Raw genomic sequence first — 16,832 nt, 5'->3', positions numbered from 1 at the left:
CTTGCTTAGTCCGGTTCGCCTAACCTATTAATATCAGAGTTTTTAGACGGAAAATCAAGCTCCAACTCATCCGCCAATCGGTATCTTCGTCCGCGCCTGTCGCCTTCTGCAGCCAAAACACCCGCGGCGGCCAGCCCTCGAAGCTTTACCCTCATGCAGGATTCTGACATTCCCGTTGCTTCCGCAACTGATGACGTCGTGAACCAGTGGCCACGCGTGCGAACGAGATGGCTGACAAACAGGCTGGATTGAGGGCCAATTGCGCCGCAAATCGTTTCCGCAAGAGATTCGGCAATCTCCCTCGGCACTTCACAGAAATGATTCGTGAAGGATCCCAAAGTAGGTGCGATGTCGTCAACCGAAATGAACTCTGAGTCGCATTCAAGAACCGTCCGTTCGATTACCTGCTCCAATTGACGAACATTTCCGGGCCAATCATAAGCACAAAGAAGTTTTTCGGTCTCGACGGCAAACCCAGCCGGTGTCTTCTTTCCATATATCATTTTCATTTTCTTTAGAAGGCATCGCGAGATCTCGGGGATATCCTCCTTCCGGTCGCGAAGAGAAGGTATCAAGAGTTCGGTCGAGAAAAGCCGGTAAAAAAGTTCTGGCTTGAGATTGCCACGCAACACTTCTTCGCGCAAATTCGCCTTTGTCGATGAAATCACTCGTACGTCGATCTTTCTTGCGAATGCGCATCCCGTTGGCTGAATCTCTCCTGTATCGAGGAGTCGAAGCAATGCCGCTTGTGCACTTGCCGGTAACTCGGTCACTTCGCTTAAGTATAGTGTTCCGCCATCTGCGGCCTCAACTTTTCCAATTTGCGCCTGCGATTCCGCCTCGGCAAACCTGTTTCCAAACAAGTCCGAAAGAGCAAAATTCGGGTCGAGCGCTTCACAGTGCACTTCAATAAACGCGTTGTCCCGGCGAACTGAGTGATCATGAATAAGCCGGGCAAATTGACCTCGACCGGTTCCGCTTTCCCCGTGTATAAGTACTCTTGCATTCGTGCACGCAAGACCCAAGGCACGACCTACGGCAGCTTTAATTGCCTCAGAATTGCCAATAATCCTTGCGTCATTTCTTGCGACCTGCGGCGATGTTTCATCATCAATACCGCAACCAAAGTCGGGTAGTCCGGCCGGAAAAACATGTCCCAATACATCTAAGTCTTCCAGCTTCCTACGGCCGTTCGGACGACTTCCGACGTCAGTTCCGGAAATCAATTCCCGGATTTCAGTTTCGATGTGAGATTGAAGCTGCTCGTCAACTTCCAGTCCACGGTACTTTGCGGTTATCAATGCAATATCAAGAACTTTCTGTTCAAAAGAGGTTTGCGGCCTCGCCTTCATGAGATACCCCCAATGGAATGATAGAGAATTTGTTTACGTCAACCAGCCCTTGATCTGTTAGTTTCAAGCTGGGAATAACTGGTAGTGCTAAGAATGATAATGTCATAAATGGTGAGTTAAGCTTGCAGCCAAGGCTTTTCGCAGCGTTATGCAATTCATCAAGCTCTGGAGCGATCTCCGAAGCCGACTTGTCAGACATTAGACCGGCAATAGGGAGTGGCAGGCAGGCCAGGACTTTTCCTTTCTGCACAACGATCCAGCCTCCACCAACTTCTCCTAAGGTCCTCGTCGCGACGAGCATATCGTCGTCCGACATTCCGCAGCAAATCAGGTTGTGCGAGTCGTGTGCAACCGTAGAAGCAATCGCGCCGGAAGAAATTCCAAATCCGCGAACAAAGCCTCTGCCTATCGAACCTGACTTTCCATGCCTCTCTATTACTATCAACTTTGCGATATCTTGCCCGGGTGAGCACGTTAAGTTACCGTTGCTTTCAGGCAGCCGAGCAGTTGAGCCGCCAGTCACTATCTGGTCCGGGATGACATCAATGATGTTAACTTCCGCATGACTTGGAATCTTGATTGAGTCCAAAGAGACGGGAGGCAGTTTCACCGTGTCCTTAACACCATGTAAGGCAGGCTTCTGAATGCTCACGAGCAATTCACCGTCACGCGCAACTTCAGATCCTTTATGCCAAACTCGCAAGGCTCGAAAACTTTTCAAGTCTTCATAATGGACGAGGTCGGCAAAACGTCCCGGCGCAACCACACCAGTGTCCATGACTCCGAACAGTCGTGCCGTATTGGTGCTCGACATAGACAGTGCGGTCAACGGGTCAAGTCCCATCTTCACGGCCTTTTGCAGCGTTGCATTCATGTGGCCTTCGGTCAGAAGTTCATCGGCGTGTCTGTCATCCGACACAAATGCAAATAAGTGAGCAGTCTCAGGTTTTACCAGCGGAAGCAATGCTTCAAGGTTCTTTGCCGTTGAACCCTCTCGAATGAACACAGCCATGCCTCGACGCAATTTTTCGTGCGCTTCAGCAAGGCTTGTGCTTTCATGGTCCGTTTCAACACCCGCAGCAACATATGCGTTCAGCCACTTGCCGCGAACTCCCGGGGCATGACCATCAATAGGACGTCCGGTGCCCAATTCGATCTTCTCCAGTACCTCGTCGAGACCCAGGACCACACCGGGGAAGTTCATTACTTCCGCAATTCCTCGCACACGTGGATGACCAAGAAACGGCTGCATGTCCCGCGCAAGCATTTTGGCTCCAGACGTTTCCATATTAGTTGCGGGAACACATGAAGGAATCATCACCCAGACAGTCATCGGAAGTCCTTCCGAGCTCTCCAGTATATACTGAATGCCGCCGGAACCAAGAACATTTGCTATTTCATGGGGATCGCAAAACACGCCACCCGTACCAAACGGAACCACTATTCTGGCAAACTCCGGCGGAGTCAGCAGAGTCGACTCAATGTGAATATGACCGTCAAGCAGTGCAGGCCCGATCAAACCGCCGTGCAAGTCAATTGTCTCCACAGCTTGATACTCACCGAAGCCGGCTATTCTTCCCTCAAAAATCGCGACATTGGTTTGCTCCATTTCATGCGAAATCGTGTTGGCCAGCGTCACATTTTTCAAGAGCAGGTCCGCCGGCTTGTCACCGCGAGATACCGCGAGCAATCGCTTTTTGGTTTCCAGATTCATGGGAATGGAATTCCTTTTCCAATCAGTTAAGTTAGCACAGATTGCGCCGATTTTCAATTCTTATCAATAGAAAAAACTGCCAACTTCAATGGCAGTTTCATCATGTGAAAACTCATAGCCTGCTTTAGACCAGCTATTAAACTCTTATTCAATTCCGGAGGTTCTGACAGCGAAATCAGTTCATGTTGTAGGACAATTTGTAGGAATGCTGAAAATGGTCTTTTTGACTTGTACAAGTCAGCCGACAATTAGAAGAATACTATCTTGTGCCGCAAACCGTTTATCCTGAGGTGACGAGACAAAGAGTCTACTTCAGTAAGCGTCTCAGTCAGACGGTGATAGAGCTCGTCATCTGTCATCAGCTTACCCGCAGTCCCAGTTCCGCTGTTCAAGTTCGCTACTAAGGTTCGAATCTCATTCGCCACATTAGTGAGGGATGTCATTGCACTATCCACCGAAGCAAGCGTTCCGTCCGACTTGGCATTCAAAGTTTCTGTCAATTCACGGGCGGATGCCATTGTTGCCCGAAGATCGGCAAGCGACGCTTCTAACTCTTCCCGATTTGCTTTCAACATAGAGGCTGATGTTTCCGCGAGCTCGGCCGTGCTTTGCATGGTCCTTGAGAGATTTGACTGATTCGAAGAATCGCCAAGCACCCTGTGCGCGTCGATCAAGACTGAATCAAGATGGTTAAGCGTTACTTCGATACGACCGGTGAAGTCCTGCATTTTGTTCATCATCGCCGCCATTCCCTGAGGATCGGTACCCTGCAGGTCGACGGTAATGTCGGCTCGCGGCTGACTTGTGCCTGTATAAATGCTCAGAGCTTGTCCGGCCATCACCGTCGGAGACTCAATCGTAATCACATAGTCAGAGTATATTATGACATCTTCATCAACGGTTGCCGATACTCGAACGTATCCGTCGTAAAAGTCGATACTGACAACATGTCCCTTTATGACGCCGTTTGCAAGGAGGTTAGCACCCTCTTCGAGTCCGCCCGTGTTTTTAAACAGGACAGTGAATTCATAGCGTTTAGCCTGTAGTCGGAATCCCTTGCCCCACATGATTCCTCCAATCAGAATTACTAGAGAGACCAACACGGTTATTCCGACCTTTAGTTCTTGCTTCATGAAGTTAGCCGCGATATGCGACCGGAGTTGTTGAAGGGAGGTCCTGACAAGTGATTCGAATTCCACGTTGAATCATTTCGTCCAGCGCCATGCGATCCCAGTTTGATAGAAATACATACGGGAGGAATTCCTCGCTCTCCTCACGGAAGTGCAAGCCGCCAATGTGAAGTTTGGGCAAGTGCGCACCTTTGTGGACAAGCTTAAGGGCGTCGCCAGGGCTTTCAAGTACGAGCATTGACTTTGATTTCGAGTAACTACCTTCAGAAAGTCCAAGTCCTGCTTCATCCAAATCCACAATGTCAATCTTGGTTCCTGAGGGTGCACCGGCCTTTAGTGCGGCAGACATTCCGGAATCGAGGACCATGCGGTCGTTCGCAAGTATCAGCCATTCCAATCCAAGCGCACTTACCCAACCGACCATTACCTGTCCGTGCAGCAATCTGTCGTCAATGCGAACAATCGGGTACTCGTTCTTCTTTCTATTCCAAAGAAAAGAAATCATGCAGGTTGTCGTGTCTGAATTCCGCGCACGGCGTCATTTTCCACTGTCCGGGACAGCTCCGCAAGCGACAGCTTTTCGCGCTTGGTAAAGTAAGATAGAAGCATGGGAAGATTAACGCCGGAAACAATGGCTGTATCGCCTTGAATCTTGCCCAAAGAACAGCAGGCCATGAACGGGGAACCACCACACAGATCTACCATAATCAGTGTAGGTTCATTCGTAAGCAATTCTCTGACCTTGCTTTGAATCTGTTCAAGTGACAGTCCGCTATTCGACAGGACACTTGCACCTTCTTGTGGACCGAGAACGGATTCCGCCGCCTCATACAGTGACTTTCCCAGAGTTCCATGCGTGACAAGTATCGCGCGAATCATAGGTTATTCAAAGTCTTTTTCCAAATAGGACTGAAGCGATGTGCGGTTCTCCATCATCTCTGAAAGAGCTTTTCCAAACTCTTTTGCGGGGTGATATCCGTAGACTTTCAGATGAAGGTTCAGCGCAATTGCCTCTGCAATCACCGTAATATTCTTGCCAGGGAAAATCGGAAGGATAACATGTGGAATTCTAACGCCCAAATATTCCTTGTATTGTTCTTCAAGTCCGATTCTCTCATAGTCCACATCTCCACGCCAATCGACAAGTTCTACTTCGGTCTCAACCCGCTTCTGCATGCGAATGGCGCGAACACCAAACATCCTTCCGACGTCTATGATTCCGATTCCGCGGATTTCCATGTAGTGCCGAAGTTTCTCACGCCCCGTACCCATTAAAACATTTTCAGCGGTTCGCGTGAGTTTGACCATGTCGTCCGAAACAAGCCGATGTCCCCTTTCGACAAGGTCAAGAGATACTTCCGACTTGCCGATTCCGCTTCGACCGGTAAAGAGCAATCCGGTACCGTAAACATCCACGAGCGATGCGTGAATCGACTCAGTCGGAGCAAATTTGTGATCAAGATAATCTGACAGAAGGTGCGTCATCTCCGTCGTCGTTAAAGGAGATGAAAAGATGGCGACATTTGCTCTGTCAGCCGCTTCGACCAACTCAACAGGAAGTGAATTATCGTTTGTAACAATAAGACACGGAATGTTGAACTCAAAGACCCGTGAAAGCGTCTTCCGGCGTTGTTCGTCAGTCAGACTTGCAAGGTACTGAATCTCGGTATTCCCGAGAACCTGCACCCTGTCATATGTAAAGAGCTCAATGAACCCCGCCAATGCCAGTCCAGGTCTGTGCAATTCCTTCTGCGTGATTTCGCGCGACAATCCACGCGGGTTATTCCGCAGTTTCAGCTTCAGCCTGGCCTGATTCTCCTGGTAGAAGGCACTTACTTGCAGGGTGTCGGTCATCTATCTTGGGCCGCCTAATGCTTAGCGTGAGTCTTTTCTTTGTACTTCTTAACTTGTACTTCCAACTTATCAACCGCAAGTACGGTGGACTTTCGGAAGTCGTCGGAAATCGCCGAGGCATTAAGAACTGTTCCGTCAACCGAAATATGAATATTTGTCTTTTTGTCTTGCTTATTGAAGGTGAACTCGATTTCGCAGTGCAGAATGTCGTCTGCAAATTTCAATAGTCGCTGAACTTCGGTTTCGGCGAAGTCTTTTAAGGTGTCTGTAGCGTTGAAATGAACTGCGGTGATCTGGGTTCTCATGGCTCCGTCCTTTTGGCGTTACTTGTCCGCCGTCTGGTTTTCGGGTGATGGTTCGCCGGCATGAGGATGAGCTTGGTTGTACACTTCCTTCAGCCGCCGAGCTGTTACGTGCGTATAGCGTTCGGTCGTCCTGACCGATGAATGTCCGAGCAATTCCTGTACCGCACGAAGGTCGGCACCGCGCGACAGCAAATGTGTGGCAAAACTGTGTCGAAGCTTGTGCGGGCTTGCTCCCGGAAGCCAAGCACCAAGCCTTTGCTTGACAATCTTCGCAGCCCTGAATCTTGTTAACGGCAGTCCTCTATCTGATACCCACAGATGAGAACTTGCCAGTGACGGAAACTGTTTATTCTTCGCCGTTATGTAGTCCCACATTGCGCGAACCGCACCACGTGAAAGCGGTACCACTCGCTCCTTGTTGCCCTTTCCAAGAACCCTTACCGTACCTGCGCGCAAGTCGAGAGTCTCCATAGTAAGACTTAAAGCTTCTGAAATGCGAAGGCCGCCGCCGTAAAGCAATTCAAACAGTGCGCGGTCACGAACGTTTGGCCACGAATTCCCAAGTGCATCGATCGCCTGGGCTAATGTCTCCTCGCTGAACACCCTGGGCAGACTCTTTTTAACACGCGGCGGGTCAAGGAGAACAAGTGGATTATCTCTAAGCAATCCGCGACGACGAAGATATTTTGAGAAATCACTGAGAACGGCGCGCTTGCGCTGCAGCGAGCTTGCAGCAAGGTTAGTTGAAGCCCACGCGTACACGATATCCCGAAGGTTCGTGAAATCCCAGTCAACTATCTGAGGTTCACGACTTAGGTTTGTTCTGAGGAGTTGCAATGCCTGCGCAAGATCCCGGTTGTACGCAGCTTGCGTATGAGCGGATCGGCGTCGTGCCGAAAGCTCGGATAGGTATTCGTCAGCGAGCTCCGCGATACTCAGGGTTTTGCTGCCGTTTCTTTCTCGATTTTGTGTTTGCACTTCGGACATTGGTGAACAAGACCTGCTTTAAGGTTCTTCTCCTCCATGTAGGCATTACCGCACTCTGGGCATTTCACAGCAATCGGCTTGTACCAGCTTACAAAATCGCAATTGGGGTAGTTCGAGCAGCCAAAGAACACTTTTCCGCGACGGGACTTTCTGGCTCCGACTTTGCCGCCGCATCCTTCGCGTGGACAATCAATTGCATTGGGGTCAGGCATCGGCTGAATGGTCTTGCACTCCGGGTAGCCTGTGCAACCCAGGAACCATCCAAATCGACTCTTCTTTGGTGCCATAGGCTTACCGCATTTCGGGCAATCTGTAGGCGGGAACTCGGGAGTCTTTTCGGCTTCCAGTGGTTCCGTGTACCGGCACTCGGGATAGTTCGTACACGCGATGAATTTACCTGCCCTGCCCCATTTTACAACCAACTCGCCTCCGCACTCAGGGCACGGCTTGTCCACAGTTTCCTGGATAGCTTTCTTTAACTCCTGTCTATTCTGGTTGACCCGCTCAAGGTCAACAGAAAAGGGCTTATAGAAATCCTTGACAACTTTCTGCCACGCAATACTATCGTTTTCAATCGAATCAAGTTCTTCTTCCATTTGCGCGGTAAAGGAAACATTGAAAATGTCAGGAAACTGCTCCACAAGAACTTTGTTTACTGCCTCGCCCAAGTCTGTCGGCTGAAAACGCCGCTGTTCATTCGTAATGTACTTGCGTTTGATGAGCACCGAAATAATCTGTGCATATGTACTCGGCCGGCCGATACCAAGTTCATCTAATGTTTTGACCAACGAGCCAGGATTATATCGCGGTGGGGGTTCCGTGAAATGTTGGGTCGGCGTGATCTTTTCCGACGGATACTTCTTGCCAACTTTTAACTCAGGGAGTTCGTTGGTCATGTCCGCTTCAATCTGCTCACGCGCGTCTTTCGGAGTCTCGTCGATCGCCTCAGCAAGAACCTGCAAATGGCCGGGAAACAACATTCGGCGACCGCCCGCTTTGAACTCATACTTGCCGACTATTAAAGTCGCGGTAGTGACTTCGAATCTCGCATCCTCGGTTTGAGACGCGACAAATCTCTTCCATATCAGCTCATACAGTTTGAATTGTTCGGGCTTCAGGAACTTCTTCAGTGAAGAAGGATCCCTGCTGATATCCGTCGGGCGAATCGCTTCATGGGCATCCTGAGCGGAATTCTTGGTTTTGAAGATGCGGGGAGACCCGGGCAGGTACTCTTTGCCATAACGGTTCTTGATGAACTCCCTGACGCTTTCAAGGGCTTCCGGTGATACCCGGACTGAGTCCGTTCGCATGTAGGTAATTAAACCGACTGAGCCATCTTTCCCGAGTTCGATTCCTTCATACAACTGCTGTGCAGCCGACATTGTGCGGTCATTTGAGAATCCCAGTCTGCGGGCGGCATCCTGCTGGAGAGTTGATGTCGTGTAGGGCGCGGCAGGTGACGACTTGGATGGCCGGGACTTGAGGTCAGTTAATGTAAACTCCTGACCGGTACAATCCTTGACAATCTTCTTCGCCGTCTTTTCATCAGGAACCTCGGCTTTCTTTCCGTCAATCTTCGACAGCCGGGCCTCGAAAGTTTCCTTCTTGTTTGCAGCAAGCAATGCCGCGATTGTCCAGTACTCTTGAGGAACAAACGCACGAATTTCCTCTTCGCGTTCGCAAATCAGCCGTAATGCAACAGACTGCACGCGCCCGGCCGAAGTACCTTTTGCCACAATCTTTTGCAGCAACGGAGAAACAAGATAGCCGACAAGACGGTCAAGAACCCGACGTGCCTGCTGTGCATCAACCTTCTGCTCGTCTATTCTGCCAGGTTTTGCAAGCGCTTTCTTTACCGCGTCGCGGGTAATTTCATTGAATAGTACGCGCTGAATCTTGTGTCTGTGTTCATCGCCGATCTCATGCGCGATATGATACGCGATTGCCTCACCTTCACGATCGGGGTCAGTTGCTATGAACACTTCATTCGCATCGCGCGCATTCCTTCTGAGCATAGAGATGACGTCTTCCTTGCCAGAAATCGTCACATACTCAGGTTCAAAGTTCTTCTTGAGATTAACTCCAAGTTTCTTCTCCGGAAGATCACGGACATGCCCGACTGACGCTGCAACTGCGAAATCTTTTCCTAAATAGCCGGACAGAGTTCTTGCTTTGGCAGGCGATTCAACAATGACAAACTTTCTGCCAAGCGATGATACATCGGCAAAGGTTCCGTTTGAAGATCGCGATTGCGCTCTCTTGGCGGATGTCTTATTTGCCGAAGCCGTATTCGAACGACCCGGGGCAGATTTCGTCTTTCCGGCCGATGTCCGCTTTGCCGCCGCCTTCTTGTCAGGTGACTTGGATGCTGACTTGGACGTCGTCGAGGTTTTCTTCTTTTTGGTCTTTATGGGCATTTCAGTTAGAAAGCAAAAGCTTCAAGCGCGAGCTCAAAGCTTTGATTTGACGAGAATTGTGACAGCCGTGTAACATCGGCTAAATACATAGAAATTCGGCGTTTTCGCCTAAATCCCGGATCAGTTATGTCAGTGAATCAGTTCAGGAGTCATACGAGCTGAAGCCACAGGGACCATGCTTTCCCCCGGCAGGAGCTCCTTTTCAAACAAATGGGTTGCCACCATCATCTTCATTTCTGACATTTCGGCGGCAGGCGAGCCCATCATTACACATCTCTCAATCAGTTCTTCAATATCAGAATGCGTCAGCACACCAAGGCGCAAAAGCTGAAGGACGTGTCCCAACGCATCACTGCTGATGTATTGCGATTCAATGTCATGAAGAACGCGGAAGGCATTGGGGTTTTGTGGTTCAGCGATTTGCGAGCGATCACGGTTTCCCATGACGCGCTGGTTAAAAACTGAGAACGCCGTGGCCACTTCTCGCCTCGAAAAACCCTGCTTGATCAGGTCTTCCGAGATTCCATCAATTTCATCCAGATTCACGCGGCGAGATTCAATCTCACCAATTACGTACAAAATAATCTCAACTATTCGTTGGTCCATGCAGTGGCCTTCCATTTTACCCTTGCCGGGGTGGGCGAGTTCCACGGTACTTATGTCTATAGCCTAAGTCATAGACAGATCTGCTTTTAGCCATTCGGACGAGGCTCAAGCCAATTTTAGCGAAAAAAACTACTAAAGGCAAGCCTTCTCAATCGGAAACTTCTTCCGCCGCACCGTGGCACTTCTTGTATTTCTTCCCACTCCCGCACGGGCATGGGTCATTTCTACCCACTCTTTCGCCTACTCTGACAGGCTCCTTCTTGCCAACGGCTTCAGTGCCGCCCTGGGGACGGCTCTGCTGGTCACCGCCGCGAGGTGCCTGGGCATAAGCGAGTCCGGAGGCGCTTGCATGTGAGTAAGTCATCGCCGGAGTTCGTGTTACCGTCGATGGTCGCTGCTGAGGTTCAGTCTGTGAGCTTGGCTGTAAACGGTAACTAAAGATGATTCTCAAGGCATCGGCGTTGACTTCGTCCAACATGCGCTGAAACAGCGCAAACCCCTCCTTCTTGTATTCGATGAGGGGGTCCTTCTGGCCATAGGCTCGAAGCCCAACTCCTTCTTTCAAGCCATCCATTGCATAGAGGTGGTCTTTCCAGCGAATATCTATTACTCGCAGAATAGCTTGCCTCTGGAGGTCTCGGAACAAGTCGGACCCAAGCAGAAGCTCTCTGTTCTTTTTTGCCTCTTGAATCCGGTCCATTAACATAGCAGTCTGGTCCGATGGCTTTGCCAGGAAGAAGGCATCATCCCGTGAGAAATCAATCAGGAATGTTCGCATTACCTCTTCCACAAAGGCATCCCGTGCTATGCCATCTCCTTCGCCATGCTTCTCGAAGATGTAATCCACAAAATCGCCAATCATCTCTTCAACCAGAGGCGCTGGGTCTTCACCCCGCAATGCAATGTTCCGTCTCGAATAGACAACAGACCTCTGTTGATTCATGACATCGTCGTATTCAAGCAAGTGCTTTCGGATGCCGAAGTTGTAGGCTTCGACCCGTTGCTGAGCCCGGCTTATTGACCGGGTAATCATGCCTGCCGAAATCACTTCTCCCTCTTTGAGCCCAAGCCTGTCCATAACCGACGCCATTCGGTCTGACCCGAACAGTCGCATCAAGTCGTCTTCCACTGATACGTAAAACTGACTCGCGCCAGGGTCGCCTTGGCGTCCCGCACGACCTCGCAACTGGCGGTCGATCCGGCGAGATTCATGTCGTTCCGTACCCAGAATGAAGAGCCCGCCTTCCGCGCTACTCTTATCGCCTTCCTTGCCTTTCCATTGGACAACTCCCTTTCCCAACTTGATGTCCGTACCCCGGCCCGCCATGTTCGTCGCAATTGTAACAGCGCCGGGTTCTCCGGCCTTCGCGATTATCTCGGCCTCTTTCTCGTGCTGCTTGGCATTCAAAACACTATGCGGAATGCGCTTGCCCTTTAGCATTCGAGAAATAACCTCGGAAACGTCCACAGATGTCGTGCCCACAAGGACTGGTTGGCGACGTGCATGCAGTTCAGTGACCCGATCGATTATGGCGTTGTACTTCTCGCGCTTCGTGCGATAAATCAGGTCGTCCATGTCAATCCGGCGTATCTTCTGATGAGTCGGAATGACCATTACTTCCAACTTGTAGATCGAATAGAATTCCGTTTCTTCAGTTTCAGCCGTCCCGGTCATACCTGCGAGTTTCGAGTAAAGACGGAAGTAGTTTTGCAAAGTAATCGTGGCAATCGTCTGGGTCTCTCGTTCTACCTTTACCCCTTCCTTCGCCTCGATTGCCTGATGTAATCCATCCGAGTATCGCCGTCCCGAGAGGATTCGGCCGGTGAATTCGTCCACAATTTGGACCTTTCCATCCTGGACCACATATTCGACATCCTTCTCGTAAATCGTGTACGCTTTCAGCAGTTGCGACACATTCTGTACACGCTCCGCACGATGTGCGTACAAATTCTGAATTCGGGTCTTCTCTTCAGCCTTTGCCTCCTGTGAAAGCTCAGGGTTCGCGTCCAGTTTTGCAAACTCGTCGGCGATATCCGGCAAGAGAAAAAGATCTGGGTCCCCTCCAAAATACTTCGTTAACTGTTGTCTGCCCTTCTCAGACAGATCTGCTTGATGAGACTTCTCGTCAATGGCAAAGTAGAGTTCTTCATCAAGAGTGTGCATCTTCTTGTCACGGAGATACTCGTTCTCGACTCGTTGCCGAAGCTGAGCGTTGCCCGGTTCTTGAAACAGCTTCAGCGTGCGCTTATGTTTGGGAAAGCCACGTTGAAGCATCAATAACCGTTTCCCTATCTCGAACTCATCAGGCTTCGACTCTTGAAGCATTTTCTCAATTTCGTCCGCAACTTTAATTGCCAATTGAGATTGCAAACGAACCAGCTGCTCAACCGAAGGTTTCATTTCTTCATAGCGCTGAGTTGAATGCTCAACCGGCCCGGAGATAATGAGCGGCGTGCGTGCCTCGTCAATCAAGACGCTGTCTACTTCGTCGACAATCGCATAGTGATGCCCGCGCTGGACTACGAAGTCAATATGGTGTGCCATATTGTCGCGCAGATAATCGAATCCGAATTCGTTATTGGTTCCGTAAGTAATATCTTTCGCATACTCCTCGCGACGTTTGGTCGGAGACATATCCGAAGTGATAACTCCGACGGTTAAGCCAAGCATGTGAAATACCGGAGACATCCATTCGGAGTCGCGCTGTGCGAGATAGTCATTGACCGTCACCAAGTGGACGCCGAGACCAGGAAGAGCGTTGAGATAGAGCGCAAAAGTTGCGACAAGAGTTTTGCCCTCGCCGGTTGCCATTTCCGCAATCTTCCCTTGATGCAGGGCAATGCCGCCGATGATTTGCACATCATACGGAATCATGTTCCAGGTCATTTTCTGTCCGCGAACCTCATACTCATAACCAACTAGACGACGACACGCATTCTTGACGGCTGCGAATGCCTCGACCATCAAATCATCGACTGATTCGCCGGAAGATAAACGCGACCGAAATTCATCTGTTTTGGCGCGCAGTTCCTGCTCCGTCAAGGATTGGTACTGCTCTTCGATTTGGTTTATGGCACCAACGAGAGGCAACAACTTCTTGGCTAATCGCTCATGTTTGGTGCCGAAGATCTTGGACAGAAAGAAATCGAACATTTAGATGATTCTCGTCTAATGAATGGGCGGCATTTGTGCCGCCCGTCAGTTTCCGTTTTGTTACTACATCCCTATGAATAATCGGGACGCAAGGAATTCAGGCAAGCCCGCATCTCGGATCTTCTGGGCCGCTTTTTGAACATCATAACTCACGCGAGACCACTGGAAATTCCCTGTTTCTGTATCATATACTAAATAACTTGCGTGTGGATTTCTATCGCGAGGTTGGCCGACTGACCCGATGTTAATGATTCTTCGACCTTCAGGTCCAGCAAAATGTGCAGGTATGTGCGAATGACCAATGAATGCTGTCCGGCCTGGCGGCATTATGGCAAAGTGCTGTGCCGCTTCATCTGGGTTGTGAATGTAATTCCATGCACTTGGATCCTTTGGAGTTGAGTGCACAAACAGCACTTCCTCTTCCATGTGAGTCAGAGGTAACTCTCCGAGCCACTGCTGGAATGAGTCCTCAATGCATTTCTGCGACCACTCAATTGCTGCGCGCGCATACGCGTTAAAGAACTGCATCGGTGTAATGCCGCAAAGGGCGCTATCGTGATTGCCCATAACCGTTGCGGCACAGTGTTCCCGGACCAGTTCACAGCATTCATTCGGACTTGCTCCATATCCGACAACATCGCCAAGACATACAATTTTCTCGAGATTCTGGCGACCGCAATCTTCCATGACCGCTTCAAGAGCGGGCAAGTTGCCGTGAATATCGGATATAACGCCGATCTTCATCGTTGCACAGTTTCGGACTCAAGTTTCTGTTTGCGCAGGTCGTTCTTCTTCAGATCTGCACATACTGCATCCAAAATTCCGTTTACGAAACGTCCGCTTTGCCCGGTAGAATACTCTTTGGCCAGTTCAATCGCCTCGTTAATGGTAACTTTGTACGGGATATCATCGAAGTACAGAAATTCCGCAATGGCCATGCGAAGAATGATCAAATCAATTACCGCCAAACGAGCTAAATCCCATTTCTGCACGGCCTTGCGAATTGACTCGTCGATTCGCTCGTCACCGGAAGCAACATGTTCACAGAGTTTTCTGCAGAAACCCAAATTTGGGTCTTCCTTGGCATCTTTGAGTATGTCGCCGAAACACTGCTCGACGGGATATCCGGTAAGCCGGGTGGCATAAAGCACCCGCAGCGCCCACTCGCGAGCGGATCGTCTACTTCGCATTCAGATTAATGTCCTATAGCCAATAATGCAAGTTCAAAGAATCTTCGCGGCGACCTTCAATCAAGTCGAAAAACGCTGATTGAATCTTCTTGGTAATCGGCCCGGCCTTTCCTTCGCCAATGATGACCTTGTCTACCGAACGAACCGGTGTAACTTCTGCAGCAGTGCCGGTAAAGAACACCTCGTCAGCAATGTAAAGAAGTTCGCGAGGAATCAGTGTCTCGGTCACCGTAACACCAAGCTCTTTAGCCAATTGGATAATGCAGCCACGGGTGATTCCCGGCAGGACAGAAGCACCAAGCGGCGGGGTCACAATCTTGCCGTCTCGAATGACGAACACATTCTCACCTGATCCCTCAGACACATATCCATTCATGTCCAATGCTATGCCTTCCGTAAAACCAAGATTCTGCGCGTCAACCACGGTCAGATGCGAATTCGCATAGTTTGCCGCAGACTTGGCCAGAGCCGGGAGCGTGTTTGGCGCAATTCGAGTCCAGCTTGATACCATCACGTCAACACCCTGCTCAAGCGCCTCAGGGCCAAGGTATTTACCCCACCTTAATGGGATGATCACACATTCAGTGGGACAAGCACGCGGATGCACACCCAATGAGTTGTATCCTCTGTAGAAGAGTGGTCTGAGATACGCCTCTTCCATATTGTTTGCAATCACCACTTCAGCACACGCCAGTTCAATCTGCTCGTGAGTAAACGGCATGGGCATGCGGTATATTTTCGCCGAGTCAAAGAAACGGCGGATATGCTGCTTCAGTCCCCAAATTGTGGTTCCGCGCTCCGTCTTGTACGCGCGAATACCTTCAAACACGGCTGAACCATAGTGAAGTGCGTGGGTGGCAACATGTGTCGTTGCATCTTCCCACTTGACGAGTTTGCCACTCATCCAGATCTTAAGTGTTTCGTCAAATGCCGATTTCGCCACTCTCGGCTCCTTTTGTATAACTGTTTCCATTAGCTGCTCAGTAAAGTTCGTGCAATGATAGTTCGTTGTATTTCAGATGTGCCCTCGTAAATCTCAGTTACTTTCGCGTCTCGCAGCATTCGCTCGACTGGAAAATCCTTGAGATAGCCGTTGCCACCGTGAATTTGCACTGCTTCCATGGCTACCTTCATGACCACGTCGGATGCATAGAGCTTAGCCATGGCCGCCTCATTTGTAAATTTCTGACCCGTGTCCTTCTTGCGTGCCGCGCTGTAATTCAACAAGCGTGCAGATTCCGTCATTACTTGCATGTCGGCAAGTTTGAACTGTATCGCCTGAAATTCCGATATTGGTTTGCCAAACTGTTCGCGTATTTTCGAATATTTGACGGCCTCGTCCAAAGCGCCTTGCGCAAGACCAATGGCCTGTGCGGCGATTCCAATTCTGCCGCTATCCAATGCTGTCATGGCAACCTTGAAACCATCGCCTTCCTTGCCCAATAGATTCTCTTTAGGCACGCGGCACTCATCGAGAATGATCATGCAACAGTCGGAGGACCGGATTCCCATCTTCTTTTCATTCGGACCGCGCTTAAAGCCCGGGAAACCATCCTCGACGATGAATGCACTGATTCCCTTCGCCTTTTGCGTCTTGTCCGTACGTGCCATTACAATAAATGTATCTGCAATGATGCCATTCGTAATGAAGGCTTTTTCGCCGCTTAAGATATAGTCATCCCCGTCTCTTATCGCAGACATCGATAGCCCGGAAGCATCAGATCCTGATCCAGGTTCCGTCAAGCAGAATGCGCCAAGTTTCTTGCCTTCCGCCAGAGGACGCAGGTAACGAGCGTGCTGGTCCGGTGAACCATATTTTTGGAGGGGATAGCAAACGAGGGAGTTGTTCACGGACACAACGACACCTACTGCCGGATCAACGCGTGACAGCTCTTCGATAACGATGGCATATGTCACCGTATCCATCCCCGCCCCGCCAAGTTCTTCTGGAGTGTTTACTCCCATGAACCCGAGCTCGGCGATCTTCTTGCAGATTTCGACAGGAAAGATACTTTTCTCGTCGCGCAATGCCGTTGTAGGAGCCACCTCTTTTTCGGCAAATTGGCGAATTACATTCTTTACTTCAAGGTGCTGTTCGGAAAGGAGGTGATCCATGTTAAATA

The 16,832-nt window shown here is 50.1% G+C and carries 15 protein-coding genes; all 15 read right to left on the bottom strand.

Annotation, left to right across the window (positions count from 1 at the left end; all coding sequences use genetic code 11):
- Window positions 1–5: 5 nt before the first annotated feature.
- On the bottom strand, window positions 6–1,301 hold the full coding sequence (locus HUU59_04035) for a sigma-54-dependent Fis family transcriptional regulator (protein NUO18596.1): 1,296 nt from the start codon (window positions 1,299–1,301) through the stop codon (window positions 6–8).
- A gap of 22 nt (window positions 1,302–1,323) precedes the next feature.
- Window positions 1,324–3,066 carry an adenine deaminase gene (gene ade, locus HUU59_04030; GenBank protein ID NUO18595.1) on the bottom strand — a complete coding sequence of 581 codons (1,743 nt, stop codon included), beginning with the start codon at window positions 3,064–3,066 and terminating at the stop codon, window positions 1,324–1,326.
- A 248-nt stretch (window positions 3,067–3,314) separates the two neighbouring features.
- Entirely contained in the window at window positions 3,315–4,199 is an 885-nt protein-coding gene (locus HUU59_04025; protein ID NUO18594.1) for an MCE family protein, read from the bottom strand.
- A gap of 4 nt (window positions 4,200–4,203) precedes the next feature.
- The gene (locus HUU59_04020; GenBank protein ID NUO18593.1) at window positions 4,204–4,701 is read right to left on the bottom strand and encodes a PTS sugar transporter subunit IIB; all 498 of its coding nucleotides are present in this window, start codon (window positions 4,699–4,701) and stop codon (window positions 4,204–4,206) included.
- The gene (locus HUU59_04015) at window positions 4,698–5,075 is read right to left on the bottom strand and encodes a hypothetical protein (protein ID NUO18592.1); all 378 of its coding nucleotides are present in this window, start codon (window positions 5,073–5,075) and stop codon (window positions 4,698–4,700) included. The genes HUU59_04020 and HUU59_04015 overlap by 4 nt, the downstream gene beginning before the upstream one ends.
- Window positions 5,076–5,078: 3 nt before the next feature.
- Window positions 5,079–6,050 carry an HPr(Ser) kinase/phosphatase gene (gene hprK / locus HUU59_04010; protein NUO18591.1) on the bottom strand — a complete coding sequence of 324 codons (972 nt, stop codon included), beginning with the start codon at window positions 6,048–6,050 and terminating at the stop codon, window positions 5,079–5,081.
- A gap of 14 nt (window positions 6,051–6,064) precedes the next feature.
- Entirely contained in the window at window positions 6,065–6,355 is a 291-nt protein-coding gene (gene raiA / locus HUU59_04005) for a ribosome-associated translation inhibitor RaiA (GenBank protein ID NUO18590.1), read from the bottom strand.
- A gap of 18 nt (window positions 6,356–6,373) precedes the next feature.
- Window positions 6,374–7,342, bottom strand: a complete 969-nt coding sequence (locus HUU59_04000) for a tyrosine-type recombinase/integrase (protein ID NUO18589.1) — start codon at window positions 7,340–7,342, stop codon at window positions 6,374–6,376.
- A complete protein-coding gene (gene topA / locus HUU59_03995) occupies window positions 7,291–9,759 on the bottom strand; it encodes a type I DNA topoisomerase (GenBank protein ID NUO18588.1) in 2,469 nt (822 codons plus the stop codon). The genes HUU59_04000 and topA overlap by 52 nt, the downstream gene beginning before the upstream one ends.
- A gap of 129 nt (window positions 9,760–9,888) precedes the next feature.
- On the bottom strand, window positions 9,889–10,365 hold the full coding sequence (locus HUU59_03990) for a DUF494 family protein (GenBank protein NUO18587.1): 477 nt from the start codon (window positions 10,363–10,365) through the stop codon (window positions 9,889–9,891).
- Between the two features lie 148 nt (window positions 10,366–10,513).
- Window positions 10,514–13,519, bottom strand: a complete 3,006-nt coding sequence (gene secA / locus HUU59_03985; GenBank protein ID NUO18586.1) for a preprotein translocase subunit SecA — start codon at window positions 13,517–13,519, stop codon at window positions 10,514–10,516.
- A 63-nt stretch (window positions 13,520–13,582) separates the two neighbouring features.
- Entirely contained in the window at window positions 13,583–14,263 is a 681-nt protein-coding gene (locus tag HUU59_03980) for a metallophosphoesterase family protein (protein ID NUO18585.1), read from the bottom strand.
- Window positions 14,260–14,709, bottom strand: coding sequence for a transcription antitermination factor NusB (nusB, locus tag HUU59_03975; GenBank protein NUO18584.1), 450 nt, complete (start codon window positions 14,707–14,709; stop codon window positions 14,260–14,262). Before nusB ends, HUU59_03980 begins: the two co-directional genes overlap by 4 nt.
- A gap of 13 nt (window positions 14,710–14,722) precedes the next feature.
- Window positions 14,723–15,682 carry a branched-chain amino acid transaminase gene (locus HUU59_03970; protein ID NUO18583.1) on the bottom strand — a complete coding sequence of 320 codons (960 nt, stop codon included), beginning with the start codon at window positions 15,680–15,682 and terminating at the stop codon, window positions 14,723–14,725.
- A complete protein-coding gene (locus HUU59_03965) occupies window positions 15,682–16,824 on the bottom strand; it encodes an acyl-CoA dehydrogenase family protein (protein ID NUO18582.1) in 1,143 nt (380 codons plus the stop codon). The genes HUU59_03970 and HUU59_03965 overlap by 1 nt, the downstream gene beginning before the upstream one ends.
- Between the last annotated feature and the right edge of the window lie 8 nt (window positions 16,825–16,832).

This window comes from bacterium (genome assembly GCA_013360195.1).
Classification (GTDB): Bacteria; Electryoneota; RPQS01; order RPQS01; family RPQS01; genus JABWCQ01.
This window is presented reverse-complemented; position numbering and strand designations above follow the sequence as displayed.

Excerpts from the sequence above, each read along its gene's own strand:
- ade (NUO18595.1), bottom strand. The coding sequence starts at position 3,066 with ATGAATCTGGAAACCAAAAAGCGATTGCTCGCGGTATCTCGCGGTGAC.
- HUU59_04025 (NUO18594.1), bottom strand. The coding sequence starts at position 4,199 with ATGAAGCAAGAACTAAAGGTCGGAATAACCGTGTTGGTCTCTCTAGTA.
- HUU59_04020 (NUO18593.1), bottom strand. The coding sequence starts at position 4,701 with ATGATTTCTTTTCTTTGGAATAGAAAGAAGAACGAGTACCCGATTGTT.
- HUU59_04015 (NUO18592.1), bottom strand. The coding sequence starts at position 5,075 with ATGATTCGCGCGATACTTGTCACGCATGGAACTCTGGGAAAGTCACTG.
- hprK (NUO18591.1), bottom strand. The coding sequence starts at position 6,050 with ATGACCGACACCCTGCAAGTAAGTGCCTTCTACCAGGAGAATCAGGCC.
- raiA (NUO18590.1), bottom strand. The coding sequence starts at position 6,355 with ATGAGAACCCAGATCACCGCAGTTCATTTCAACGCTACAGACACCTTA.
- HUU59_04000 (NUO18589.1), bottom strand. The coding sequence starts at position 7,342 with ATGTCCGAAGTGCAAACACAAAATCGAGAAAGAAACGGCAGCAAAACC.
- topA (NUO18588.1), bottom strand. The coding sequence starts at position 9,759 with ATGCCCATAAAGACCAAAAAGAAGAAAACCTCGACGACGTCCAAGTCA.
- HUU59_03990 (NUO18587.1), bottom strand. The coding sequence starts at position 10,365 with ATGGACCAACGAATAGTTGAGATTATTTTGTACGTAATTGGTGAGATT.
- secA (NUO18586.1), bottom strand. The coding sequence starts at position 13,519 with ATGTTCGATTTCTTTCTGTCCAAGATCTTCGGCACCAAACATGAGCGA.
- HUU59_03980 (NUO18585.1), bottom strand. The coding sequence starts at position 14,263 with ATGAAGATCGGCGTTATATCCGATATTCACGGCAACTTGCCCGCTCTT.
- nusB (NUO18584.1), bottom strand. The coding sequence starts at position 14,709 with ATGCGAAGTAGACGATCCGCTCGCGAGTGGGCGCTGCGGGTGCTTTAT.
- HUU59_03970 (NUO18583.1), bottom strand. The coding sequence starts at position 15,682 with ATGGAAACAGTTATACAAAAGGAGCCGAGAGTGGCGAAATCGGCATTT.
- HUU59_03965 (NUO18582.1), bottom strand. The coding sequence starts at position 16,824 with ATGGATCACCTCCTTTCCGAACAGCACCTTGAAGTAAAGAATGTAATT.